Consider the following 12,211-nt stretch of genomic DNA (forward strand, 5'->3'; position numbering starts at 1 on the left):
TCCTAACGCAGGGTCTGCATATTTTCCACAAACCGGTCAAAGAGAAACCGGGTATCCTGCGGGCCGCCGCAGCCCTCCGGGTGAAACTGCACCGAAAAGGCGGGCATATCCTGATAATCGATGCCCTCACAGCTCCCGTCGTTGGCGTTGATCATGCTGACCCGGGCTGTGGAAGGCAAAGAATCGCCGACTACCGCATAGCCATGGTTCTGGCTGGTGATGTAAAGGCGACCGGTTTCCAGCGCCTTGACCGGCTGGTTGGTACCCCGGTGGCCATAGTGAAGCTTTTCGGTTTTGCCCCCTTGGGCAAGAGCCAGAAGCTGATGCCCCAAGCAGATTCCGAATATGGGAATCCCAGCCTTGCAAACCTGCGCCAGCTCCCAGATCACACTTAAATTATCGGTGGGGTCTCCCGGCCCGTTGGAAAGCATAACGCCATCGGGGTGAAGCTCCAAAATCGCCTGAGCGGTGGTGTTCCAAGGAACACGGGTTACCCGGCATCCCCTTGCCAAAAGCTCTCGGAGGATGCCCTCCTTGGCTCCGAAATCCCACAGAACCACATGAAAGCGTTCTTCCCCTTGGGGCTTGTGGGTGGATACAGTCTGGATACCGGCGTTGGGAACAGCATCGGCTACCCGGTAAGCGGCGGCCTGCACACTGTGCAAAGCGGCGCTTTCGGCACTTGCTGTGATTTTACCGTTCATAACGCCCTTTTCCCGGATCATCTTGGTCAGCGCCCGGGTATCAATGCCCCAAAGGCCGGGGATTCCCCAACCTTTTAAAAAAGTGTCAAGGGTTCCCTCCTGACGAAAATTGGAGGGAGCCTGACACCATTCACCGACAATATAGCCCCTGCACCGGGGGGCATTGCTTTCAAAATCCGCAGGAATAATCCCGTAGTTCCCAATGAGCGGGAAGGTCTGAACGACAATTTGGCCGTAATAGCTGGGGTCTGTGAGCGTTTCTAGATAACCGGTCATGCCGGTGGTGAACACCACCTCACCAATGGTTTCCTTCCACGCACCAAAGGCTATCCCTTCAAAGACGGCACCGTTTTCTAATATCAGACAGGCTGCTTGCTGCATAAGGCTGCTCCTTACCCTTCGTAGGTTTTTAGTATTCCTTCGGCAATTTGCCGCTTGGTACGCCGCATATCCATGGCTTGCTTTTCGATATAGCGGTGAGCCTGCGGTTCTGTCATGCCGAGATATTGTATCAATGTATATTTTGCCCGGTCAATCAGGCGGATTTCCTCGATTTTGATCTGTAACTGAGAGCGCTGGCTTTCCAACCCTCGGAGCCGGCTGCTGGAGGCGTGAACCAAGCTCAGCGCCCGGTAAAAGAAAGGCTTGTGGATGGGCTTTTCTACCACAAAAACGCCGTATTCCTCCACGCGTGCCGAGATTTCCTCCACATATTGTGCCCGGGTCAGCAGCAGAACACCCGTTTGGTTGTTGGCGGCTGCCTCGATGGATAATTCAATACCATTTTCATCGGACAAAGGGGTGTTGATAACCGTAAGGTCATAAGGGATTTCAAGCAGCATTCTGCGTGCCTGTGCACCGCTGGATGCTGTTGCAATCTGATAACGGCCCTGAGACTGCAACAGCTCCACAATCAGTTCTGCTCCCTTGCCGGCCGTTATAAGCGCCCGTTCCATCCACACACCCTCCTTTCCTCATAAGGATTCATCATACAAATCCCGGCTTTAAGACTGCCGCTGCCGGAATGCCATACAATATGACTGCCTGTGCCCTTCACAGGGCAGTAACCAGAATTTGCTACAGTGGCTGTACAGCGGCTCGGGAAAGCTGCTTTTGCCAGAGCTCATGCTCGGCATGCTTTTCTGCAATGTATTTTTCCAAAGCCTTTTGAGGAATCACCTTGGCCACCAGTGCGCTTTGCTGAGCCAGTTTTATGGCTTCCTCCAGATTGGAGGGCAGCAGCGGACAATCCTCTTCGGGGATACTGCGGCTCAGTGGGCGGCCTTGCTGGATTCCTTCCAAGCCAGCCTCCATTAAGAGGGCGAAAGCCAGATAAGGGTTGAGAGAAGGATCGGGGGAGCGCAGCTCCATGCGGCTGTATTGGCCGCTGGCGGCGGGAATGCGCACCAGCTGAGCACGGTTCTGGTGGGACCAGGTAAGGCGGCGGGGAACATCATCGCCAAAGCGGCAATAGGAGCTGGCAAGAGGATTGAGGAAAAGGGTCAGCTCATCCAGATGGGCCAGAACACCGGCCAGAAAGCTTTCGGCTTCGTGAGAGTGCTCACCCCCGGCCTTAAAGAGGTTAACGCCGCCGCGGGAAAGGGAGAGATTGATGTGCAGGGCGTTTCCTTCCTTATCCGCCAGCGGTTTGGGCAGGAAGGAAGCGTGGAGCCCGTTGCGGGCCGCAATCACCGAGCTGACAGCCCGGAAGCTGATCAAAGCGTCGGCGGCCTGCAAAGGACCGGAATATTTGCAGACAATTTCGTTCTGGCCCGGCCCACGCTCGTGGTGAGAGCTTTCGGGTTGAATGCCCATATCCTCCAGAGACATGCAGATTTCACGGCGGACATTTTCACCTTTATCCAGCGGCGCTATATCGCAGTAACCGGCTGTATCCTGCGGCTTTTTGCTGGGAACGCCGGTTTCATCCAGTTCAAAAAGATAAAACTCGCATTCACAGCCGATTTGGCAGGTGTAGCCCAGATCGGTGGCTTTTTGAACCGCATTTTGCAGAAGCTTTCTCCCATCCTCCTCAGAGGGGGAGCCATCGGCACGGCGTATTTCGCAAAAAAATCGCACAACCCGGCCATGTGAAGGCCGCCAAGGCAGGATAGAAAGGGTGGCCGGGTCAGGGAAGAGAAAAATGTCGCCGTCCTCTTCGCCCACAAGGCCCTCCACCGAGGCTGTATCGATGCAGACCCCCCGTTCAAAGGCATCCGGGAGTTCCCCGGCCATAATGGATATATTTTTCTGCACACCGAAAAGATTGCAGAAAGCAAGTCGAATAAACTTAACGTCATTTTCCTGGACAAATTCCAGAACTTCCGATACGGTAAAGGCCATTACCATTTCCTCCAATACATTCATATTGCTGCTTAAAGGCGCTGACAACCGCCTTTTTCACTTTCACTATATAATGCCTGCTGAACAATTCAAAAATGCAACAATAGCAATACTTTGACAGCGTTTTTGGATTGTTTAGGTGCAAGGTTTTTTGCCGAATACGGCAGAAAGCCTTGCACAAAGGATTTGCGGCGTGTGTCCGCAAATCCTTTCAGGCAGCCAATCAATGTATCTGAAGCAGCAAAACAGGCCTGTTTTGCTGTCAACCAGAGTGAAAATTGCTCTGGTTGCAAATGCGCTTCGCAAAGCGCATTTGTTCAGTGGATATTATATAGTCAATCAACCTGAAAGCCATAAAAGGCGTTCAGGTGGAAGCAGGAGCCTGCCGGCACACTCTGCGGCATGCGATTGACCAAGCGTTTCAATGGGGCCGCCGAAAGCGGCGTACAGGTGAAATCTGTGCCTTTAAGATGCTGTTTTTCTTAAAGCTCATTGAATATATAATGACCTAATTATTGGAAAAAAGCAAAGGTAATCATAAAAATAATTTCATTTTTCTTTAATTGTGGGTGTAAAGCCGTTTGTAGGGATTGGCCTTGTTGGGCCGCAGAACATAAAAGGAATCTTCCAGAAGCGCCCGTGCGCTGCCGCCAAACAAATCGCAGTAACGCTCCACCTCGGGTGCAACTTCCGTTAAATCCTCGGCTGTGGCCTTGGAAACAGCTACCTGCTCGGGAAGATGCTCAGGCGGCTGCTGGCAGCGAATGTAAATGGCGCCGCCGTGCATACCGGTTCCACAGAAATCGCCAACAGGTGAAGAACCGCCGATCTCCAGCCCCAGCACGATAATCTTGCCTCCGGCCTGATACTCGCCCAAAAAATTCCCGGCTCGGCCCCCGATCACCAGAACGGGCAGTTTTTGCTGATAGGCCTTCATATGGATGCCAGCCCGGTAGCCGGTGTTGCCTTTGACAAAAATTTTGCCGCCCCGCATGGCATAGCCGGTGGCATCGCCGCTGGAGCCGTGGATGATAATTTCGCCGTCATTCATGGTATCGCCGGTAGCATCCTGTGCGTTGCCGCCCACCAAAATGCGGCCGCCATCAAAATAAGCGCCCAATGCATTGCCGGGGGTTCCGTGGATGGTGATATCAGCCCCGCTCATGCCGCTGCCGATATAGCGTTGGCCCATGCAGTTTTCCACTACTACCGGCTCGGGAGCGGCCTCTTTGATCTGGGTGCACAAAGTCTGAAAATGCATGCCTTCTGCGTTGATGGTCACAGGCGCACACCTCCCATTTTTTTCTGCCGCTGCTCCTTAGAGAAAGCCATAAGCTGCGGGTGTTCCTTGATCAGGTCAAAATCTAAGGTATCCAGCGGGGTTTGCTCCCGGATTAAAGCGGTGTAAATTCCCGCCCGGGCAACTTTTTCCACCAGAATATAGCCCTTGAGGACATTGTCCTCATAAAACAGGCGCTTATACCCTTCGCCATCCCGTGAGGCGTATTCTTCACCCTGACAGGTTCCGGCTGTGATGATGTGCTTGCCAAAAAAACCGATGGCATTCATGGGCAGAGCCTTGTCGTAGCGGCTTTCGCCCCCTGCCATGTTGATGCCTGCGCATTCGCCTTGGGTGTAAGCATTGGGCAGCAGAGCCAGAACCCTGCATTCGCCTTTGGTGATGTCATAGCTTTCGGTGCAGTCTCCCGCCGCATAAATATCCGGCAGACTGGTCTGGCAAAGGGTGTCGGTGGCAATACCCCGGTTGACTTTGCCGCCGGCATTGGCCACCAAAGCCGTATTGGGGCGTACACCCACCGCTATGACCAGCCGGTCAAAGGAAATTTCACCGCCTCCGGTCAGCAGGGCTTTATTCCCCTGAAATTCCTTGACCGACTGGGAGAGCAGAAGCTCAATTCCCTGAGCGGCGATGTGGTCTGAGATAATTTGGGCAGCATCCACATCCAGAATGCTGGGCAGGATGTGATCTGCCATATCCACAACGGTAATGCTCTTGGTCTTTGACCACAGCCCTTCGGCACACTTCAGACCGATGAGCCCGGCCCCTAGAATCAGCACCCGGGTTTCAGCCGTGACCTTTTCCTGCAAGGCTCTGGCATCCTCTAAGGTCATGAAGGTGGATTGGTTTTCTACTGTTTCCAGCCCCGGTACAGGCGGTACAAAAGGGCTGGAGCCGGTGGCCACCAAAAGCTTTTCATAAGGGATACTGCGCCCGCCTTCCAGCAATACAGTCTTTTCCTCCGGCTGGATCGAGGTTACGGTCTCACCAAACAGGGTTTCGCAGCCATTGTCACTGTAAAAGCTTTTGGAGCGGTAGCGCATGCGATCCTCATCGGTTTTGCCCTGTAAAAGATAGGAGATCAGCGGGCGGGAATAGGTGTGGTGCGGTTCGTCGGCAATTAGGAGGATCGGGCTGTGGGCATCAACCTGACGGATTCCCTCCACACAGCCCACAGCGGCGGCGGAATTTCCGATGATTACATAGCTCATAGCGTTCTCTCCTCATAAACAATGGCGTGGTTGGGGCAGCCGCTCACACAGGCGGGCTTGCCGCAGCTGTTTTCAAGGCAGAGCTGGCATTTCTGCACCACACCGGATTCAGCGGGCATTACCGCACCGTAGGGGCAAGAAAGAATGCAGGTGTAGCAGCCCACACAGCGGCTTTGATCCACCGAGATCACCCCATCCTTTATGGTCATGGCACCGGTGATGCAGCCTTTGACACACAGGGGTTCTTCACAGTGGCGGCAGGATACGGCAAAGCTGATGCCGCTGCCCTCCTCGATCTGTATGCGGGGGGAAATCTTTTTCCCGCCCAGAGCCCTGACCATATCGGCTTCACCGGAATTGGCAAAGGCACAGTAATATTCGCACAGGTGGCAGCCAAGGCACCAGTTTTCGTCCACATAAATTCGTTTCATGGCTATGCTCCTTTCTACTCGCCGGCGTGGAGAATGCCCAGAATATCCAGCTCTTTCTGGCTTAGTCCCACACCACGGAGCATCAGGCGGTTGCCCCGGAGAGCCTCGATGGAGTTGATTCCCATTCCGCCCATGATTTCCTTGATTTCGTGGTTCCATGCGTTGACCAGATTCACCAGCCGCTGGGCACCCACATCCGGGTTGAGCCGTTTGACCAGCTCAGGGCGCTGGGTTGCGATGCCCCAGTTGCACTTGCCGAACTGGCAGGTACGGCATAGGTGGCAGCCAAGAGCCAGCAGAGCGGCGGTTGCGATGTAAACGCCATCCGCACCAAGGGCGATAGCCTTGACAATGTCGGCGCTGCTGCGCATACTGCCGCCCGCCAGAACCGAAACATTGCCACGGATGCCCTCTTGACGCAGGCGCTGATCCACGCTGGCAAGGGCCAGCTCGATGGGAATACCCACATTATCCCGGATTCGGGTGGGGGCGGCTCCGGTGCCGCCACGGAATCCGTCGATAGCGATGATATCCGCACCGCTGCGGGCGATACCGCTGGCGATAGCAGCTACATTGTGCACCGCCGCAACCTTGACAATGATCGGCTTTTTGTAGCTGGTTGCTTCTTTAAGGGAGTAGACCAGCTGACGCAAATCCTCGATGGAATAGATATCGTGGTGAGGTGCGGGGGAGATGGCGTCGGAGCCTTCGGGAATCATACGGGTTCGGGAAACGTCTCCCACGATTTTTTCACCGGGCAGATGGCCGCCGATTCCCGGCTTTGCGCCCTGACCCATTTTAATCTCAACCGCAGCGCCTGCATTGAGGTAATCCTTATGTACACCAAAACGGCCGGAGGCTACCTGCACAATGGTGTTGGGGCCATACTGGTAAAAATCCTCATGGAGGCCGCCTTCGCCGGTGTTATAAAAGGTTCCCAGCTCCTTGGAGGCCCGTGCCAGACACTGGTGGGCGTTGTAGCTGATGGAGCCATAAGACATGGCGGAAAAGAGAATGGGTACTGCCAGCTCAAGCTGAGGAGTCATGTTGTTGAGCAGCTTTCCGGCGGCGTCCCGGTGTATTGTGGAGGGCTTTGCTCCCAGGAAGGTGCGGGTTTCCATAGGCTCCCGAAGGGGATCGATAGGCGGGTTGGTAACCTGGGAGGCATTAATCAGGATCTTATCAAAATAAACGGGATGATCCTGCGGGTTACCCATGGAAGAGAGCAGAACACCGCCGGAGGAAGCCTGCCGGTATACCTCTTGAATGGTTTGGCCGCTCCAGTTGGCATTTGCTTTAAAGGTGTGGTCTGTCTTGATAATTTTCAGTGCTCTTGTGGGGCAAAGGCTGACACAGCGGTGGCAGTTGACACAGTTTTCGTCATGTGCCCGCATGGTTCCGGTTTCTTCATCAAAGGAGTGTGCCAGATTGGCACACTGTCGCTCACATACTCGGCATGCGATGCACCGGGTGGTGTTTCGCACAATTTCATAGTCAGGATACAAATACTCCATTTACAGTACACCTTCCTTTGCGGTCACGATGACCGGTTCTCCCCCTTCAGGGGACCAGAGGCGATCCAGATCTGGCTGGATGGTGCGGATGGCGCACTCCTCGCTGGCGGCATAGAACATATCGCCCTTTTCAGCCACGACCATGGAGCGGAGCTTGAGCCGATCACCCAAGGCCATCATACCGTTTTCAAAGCCCAGCAGAATCGAGAAGGGGCCGGTAATCAGCAGGCTGCTGAAGGCGCTTCGCAGATAGGTGAGCTGCTCTCTCTGGGCAGGAGGCAGGCGGTGAATGGTGCTCCAGAAGGGGGCGGCAATGACACTGGCAACCTCTTCAAGAGAAAGTTTGACCCGGCGGTTGAGGTAATCAATAATATAGGTAATAACCTCAGTATCGGTCAGTAGGGTGCATTTGTAACCGAACATTTCAATGTGGCGGCGGTTGGCGTCGTAGGAGGAAATCTCCCCGTTATGTACCACGGCGTAATCCAGCATAGAGAAGGGATGGGCACCGCCCCACCAGCCGGGGGTATTGGTGGGATACCGACCGTGGGCAATCCAGCAGTGGCCGGAATATTCCTCAAGCCGATAGAACTCGCCAACATCCTCAGGGAAGCCGACAGCCTTAAAAACGCCCATGTTTTTTCCGCTGGAGAAGACATAAGCACCGTCAATCTGTGTGTTTACCTTAATAACACAGCGGGCTGTGAATTCAGCCTCATCCAACTGGCTCTCAGCCAGCTTGGTGGGCAGGGGAGTGACAAAGTAGCGCCAGATCAGAGGCTCATCGGTGATGGCCGGGATCTTTTTAACGGGTATTTTGGAAAGGTTCACCACATCAAAGTGACGGTCAAGAAAACGCTCGCATTTCTGCCTGGCTTCGGTATCGTCGTAGAAAATATGCAGAGCATAATTGTTTTTATATTCAGGGTAAATGCCGTAACCGGCAAAGCCGCCGCCCAGACCGTTGGAGCGATCGTGCATGGTGGCAATGGAGCGGATGATGGATTCCCCGGTAAAGCGTTTCTTTTCTCTGGAAAAAATTCCAGAAATGGCACATCCGGAGGGAATGCGCACCTGACCTTCCTTAAGCATTGAGAGAACCTCCTTTTATAGTTGTATAGGTTTAAAACCACAACGTGGTTTTAAACAGCGGCAATCTGCCGCTAACCGCCATAGGGCGGTCTATACCCACTTCATACTCATAGCTTCAAAATTGCATTGCGGTTTTGAAGCTATGAGTATTTACTAACAGCCCGTTAAATTGCCTGATTGGGGCATTGCATACAAAAAAGCGTTCATCACCGGGAGACAACGAAAATGCCGTTACCCGGTGATGAACGCCTTTGTTCATTAAGTAGTACTATACAGCAAAGGAGGCTGCTTTGTCAAGAGAATTTGAAACAAAACATAGCCTGTCCTGCAATTAACACTTAATTATTGTAGAATATTAATCGAAAAATAAAAAAATTGTAACGATTTGCAGGGCAAAATATTTAACTTGCAAAAATTTCAAAAACCTCTTGACAAACGAAAAGAGATGTTTTATACTGTTTCCATAACAGCAAAGGCGCTGTGGGTTATGAGACCCGCAGCGCCTTTTTTGATTTTTAAGAGCGGCTGTCAAGGGGTGTATTGCCGGCAGCAGAAACGATAGCTACTTCTGCAAGAGTGTGGGTAGTGGACTGTGCTCTGGCTGTTTCTCTTTTATGCATCCCGGCTAAATCCCGTAGGGATAGGAAGCTCGATTGGCAAGTAAATTTACTTTGAACGATAAAAAAGGAGGAATTCTTTGTGCATAATCCACTCGATAATTTTGGCTGCATGGTGTTTGATGACCGTGCTATGAAGGCTTATCTGCCCAAGGATGTTTATAAGGCCTTGCAGAAAACCATTCAGCAGGGCAAAAAGCTGGATCCCACCATTGCAGGCGCTGTGGCAAACGGAATGAAGACCTGGGCGATTGAAAAGGGCGTTACCCATTTCACCCACTGGTTCCAGCCGATGACCGGCATTACTGCGGAAAAACACGACAGCTTCATTTCCCCTGCCGGTGATGGCGGCGTGATGCTGGAATTCTCCGGCAAAGAACTGGTACAGGGTGAACCGGATGCCTCCAGCTTCCCCTCCGGCGGCTTAAGAGCTACCTTTGAGGCCAGAGGCTACACCGCTTGGGACCCCACCTCTTATGCTTTTATCAAAGAAAACACCCTTTGCATTCCCACTGCCTTCTGCTCCTACGGCGGGCAGGCGCTGGATAAGAAAACCCCTTTGCTTCGCTCGATGGAAAGCATTAACAAGCAGGCCATTCGTGTTCTCAAGCTGTTTGGTGATCCTGAGGTAACCCGGGTGACCACCACAGTGGGGCCGGAGCAGGAATACTTCCTTGTGGATAAGAGCGTGTGGAAGAAGCGCAAGGATCTGGTTTACTGCGGAAGAACCCTGTTTGGCGCAAAGCCTCCCAAGGGTCAGGAGCTGGAGGATCACTACTTCGGTGCTCTTAAGCCCAGAGTACGGGCCTATATGCAGGATTTAAACCAGGAGCTTTGGAACTTGGGTGTGTTGGCTAAAACCGAGCACAATGAGGTTGCCCCTGCTCAGCATGAGTTGGCTCCGATTTTCTCCACCACCAATATGGCTACAGACCACAACCAGCTCACCATGGAAATGATGAAGAAAGTGGCTGACCGGCACGATATGGCCTGCCTGCTCCATGAAAAACCTTTTGCCGGTGTAAACGGCAGCGGCAAGCACAACAACTGGTCCATTTCCACCAACAAAGGTGAGAACCTGCTGGATCCCGGCGAGTGCCCCTCTCAGAATACCCGCTTTCTGCTCTTTTTGGCTGCGGTTATTCAGGCGGTGGATAATTATCAGGATCTGCTGCGTATCTCGGTAGCCAGTGCCGGCAACGATCACCGCTTGGGTGCCAACGAGGCGCCTCCTGCCATTGTTTCGGTCTTTTTGGGTGATGAACTGACCAAGGTTCTGGAATCCATCGAGGCTGGTCAGAATCTGGCCGCTCAGGAAAAAGAGCTGATGAAATCGGGTGTACATACTCTGGCACGGTTTACCCGTGATAACACCGACCGCAACCGTACTTCTCCCTTTGCCTTCACCGGCAATAAATTTGAGTTCCGTATGCTGGGTTCCGCTTTCTCCATCTCCGGGCCTAACGTCATCCTCAACACCATTGTGGCTGAATCCCTTTCTCAGTTTGCTGATCAGTTGGAGAACAGCCAGCAGTTTGAAGCGGATGCCATGGCTTTGGTGAAAGAAACCGTTCAAAAGCATAAGCGCATTATCTTCAATGGCAACAACTATGCACAGGAATGGGTGGAGGAAGCTGAAAAAAGAGGCTTGCTGAACCTGAAAACCACTGTGGATGCCCTGCCTCACTTTATCAGCGAGAAGAACCTTGATCTGTTTACCCGTCATGGGGTTTTCACCGAGGAAGAGATTCACTCCCGCTATGAAATGATGATGGAAAACTACTGCAAGACCATCCACATTGAGGCCCTGACAACTCTGGAAATGACCCGTAAGGAAATTATCCCGGCTGTGTGTGCTTATACCGCTCATTTGAGCGAGGGCGCACTGAAAAAGCAAAAGCTGTTGGCCGGCGCTTTGGAAGCCTGCTCTCTTGAAAAGGAAATTGTGGAGAAGCTTTGCGGCCTTTCCCAGTGCCTGACCAAAAAAATCAAGCAGCTTGACGATGCTCTGCTCAGCGAGAAGATGACTTCCTCCGACATTTTGGAGCAGGCCAGCCACTACAGAGACACTGTGTTCATCTCTATGCAGGAGCTGCGGGCGGTTGTGGACGAAATGGAGCCGTTGGTCAGCGAGGATTTCTGGCCCATGCCCACCTATGGCGAACTGCTGTTTAGCGTATAACCATTACGGATTACTTTTGATATAACTGATTTGGAAAAAGGGGGATGAGAGGAAAACTGTTGCTGTCTGTTTGGTCTGCTATTCGCATTGCGTATCTATGAGCGGGATGCGCAGGCGCTTTAAAAGGGTTCATATTCGGTGTTGGCCGTCCCCAAGCGGTTTAGCGATCGGGTTTGCCCAGAATAGTCAGAAAAGTCTCCATAAAATAGCACCGGAGCGGTCAGAGGCAGTTGCCTTTGGCCGCTCCGGTGTTTTATGCTGAAAATTGATTTGGATGTTTAGAAAAACAAACTTCGCCGGTTCAAATCCAACACAGGTGATGTCAAGTGTATGAGCGCTTCCTCCACGGCGGAAAGAAAGCATAGAGCAGCAACAGCCCACAGAAGTTTAGGAAGCTTTAAAAGCAGCAGGACGGGAGCTGAAAAAAGAAACAGTCCGGAAAGCTTGTTGGCCCATGTATGGAGGCTGGCAAAGCATCGGTATTTAAAGGCGGCAATTCCCATACCGGCCAGGCGCACCAAAAGAATCACCAGAATCCATGGGATAAACCGCTTTATCGCCGGGCCCATCCATACAGCCACCGAAACGGTAATAACGCCAAAAAGGAAAATGTCTCCCAGTGTATCCAGCCGGGCACCCAGTGTGCTTTGGGTGTTGGTTTTGCGGGCAATATAGCCATCCAGCAGGTCACTCAAGCCGCTCAGCAGATAGAGCATACCGAAAAGCACCGGCCGGTCTAGGCAAAAAAACAGCAGCAGAGAAAGAAAAATTCGGAGCAGGGAAAGAATATTGGCCGCATGCTTCAAGAGAAGCCCTC

General features: G+C 52.7%; 10 protein-coding genes. 1 reads left to right on the forward strand and 9 read right to left on the reverse strand.

The window, feature by feature from the left end:
* Positions 1 to 2: 2 nt before the first annotated feature.
* The 8 genes from U6B65_00795 to U6B65_00830 form a co-directional block, all read right to left on the reverse strand.
* Entirely contained in the window at positions 3 to 1,085 is a 1,083-nt protein-coding gene (locus U6B65_00795; GenBank protein WRS27695.1) for a carbamoyl phosphate synthase small subunit, read from the reverse strand.
* 11 nt (positions 1,086 to 1,096) lie between these two features.
* Positions 1,097 to 1,660: an ANTAR domain-containing protein gene (locus U6B65_00800; protein ID WRS27696.1), complete on the reverse strand. Its 564-nt coding sequence runs from the start codon at positions 1,658 to 1,660 to the stop codon at positions 1,097 to 1,099.
* A 121-nt stretch (positions 1,661 to 1,781) separates the two neighbouring features.
* Positions 1,782 to 3,047 carry a glutamine synthetase family protein gene (locus U6B65_00805; GenBank protein ID WRS27697.1) on the reverse strand — a complete coding sequence of 422 codons (1,266 nt, stop codon included), beginning with the start codon at positions 3,045 to 3,047 and terminating at the stop codon, positions 1,782 to 1,784.
* A 559-nt stretch (positions 3,048 to 3,606) separates the two neighbouring features.
* Positions 3,607 to 4,329 carry a glutamate synthase gene (locus U6B65_00810; GenBank protein ID WRS27698.1) on the reverse strand — a complete coding sequence of 241 codons (723 nt, stop codon included), beginning with the start codon at positions 4,327 to 4,329 and terminating at the stop codon, positions 3,607 to 3,609.
* Entirely contained in the window at positions 4,326 to 5,558 is a 1,233-nt protein-coding gene (locus U6B65_00815) for an FAD-dependent oxidoreductase (protein ID WRS27699.1), read from the reverse strand. Before U6B65_00815 ends, U6B65_00810 begins: the two co-directional genes overlap by 4 nt.
* Positions 5,555 to 5,989 (reverse strand): 4Fe-4S dicluster domain-containing protein, encoded by a 435-nt coding sequence (locus U6B65_00820; protein WRS27700.1) that lies wholly within the window; start codon positions 5,987 to 5,989, stop codon positions 5,555 to 5,557. Before U6B65_00820 ends, U6B65_00815 begins: the two co-directional genes overlap by 4 nt.
* Before the next feature lie 14 nt (positions 5,990 to 6,003).
* Positions 6,004 to 7,503 (reverse strand): glutamate synthase-related protein, encoded by a 1,500-nt coding sequence (locus U6B65_00825; GenBank protein ID WRS27701.1) that lies wholly within the window; start codon positions 7,501 to 7,503, stop codon positions 6,004 to 6,006.
* The gene (locus tag U6B65_00830; protein ID WRS27702.1) at positions 7,504 to 8,595 is read right to left on the reverse strand and encodes a hypothetical protein; all 1,092 of its coding nucleotides are present in this window, start codon (positions 8,593 to 8,595) and stop codon (positions 7,504 to 7,506) included. It lies immediately after the preceding gene.
* A gap of 699 nt (positions 8,596 to 9,294) precedes the next feature.
* Here U6B65_00830 and U6B65_00835 point away from each other — a divergent pair.
* Entirely contained in the window at positions 9,295 to 11,394 is a 2,100-nt protein-coding gene (locus tag U6B65_00835) for a glutamine synthetase III (protein WRS27703.1), read from the forward strand.
* Between the two features lie 278 nt (positions 11,395 to 11,672).
* On the opposite strand, the gene U6B65_00840 is transcribed toward U6B65_00835, so the two are convergent.
* Positions 11,673 to 12,200 (reverse strand): CDP-alcohol phosphatidyltransferase family protein, encoded by a 528-nt coding sequence (locus U6B65_00840; protein ID WRS27704.1) that lies wholly within the window; start codon positions 12,198 to 12,200, stop codon positions 11,673 to 11,675.
* Positions 12,201 to 12,211: the final 11 nt, after the last annotated feature.

This window comes from Oscillospiraceae bacterium MB08-C2-2, from assembly GCA_035621215.1.
In the GTDB taxonomy this organism is placed as follows: Bacteria; Bacillota; Clostridia; order Oscillospirales; family Ruminococcaceae; genus WRAV01.

Coding starts and splice junctions, on each gene's coding strand:
- U6B65_00795 (WRS27695.1), bottom strand. CDS start 1,085: ATGCAGCAAGCAGCCTGTCTGATATTAGAAAACGGTGCCGTCTTTGAA.
- U6B65_00800 (WRS27696.1), bottom strand. CDS start 1,660: ATGGAACGGGCGCTTATAACGGCCGGCAAGGGAGCAGAACTGATTGTG.
- U6B65_00805 (WRS27697.1), bottom strand. CDS start 3,047: ATGGCCTTTACCGTATCGGAAGTTCTGGAATTTGTCCAGGAAAATGAC.
- U6B65_00815 (WRS27699.1), bottom strand. CDS start 5,558: ATGAGCTATGTAATCATCGGAAATTCCGCCGCCGCTGTGGGCTGTGTG.
- U6B65_00820 (WRS27700.1), bottom strand. CDS start 5,989: ATGAAACGAATTTATGTGGACGAAAACTGGTGCCTTGGCTGCCACCTG.
- U6B65_00825 (WRS27701.1), bottom strand. CDS start 7,503: ATGGAGTATTTGTATCCTGACTATGAAATTGTGCGAAACACCACCCGG.
- U6B65_00830 (WRS27702.1), bottom strand. CDS start 8,595: ATGCTTAAGGAAGGTCAGGTGCGCATTCCCTCCGGATGTGCCATTTCT.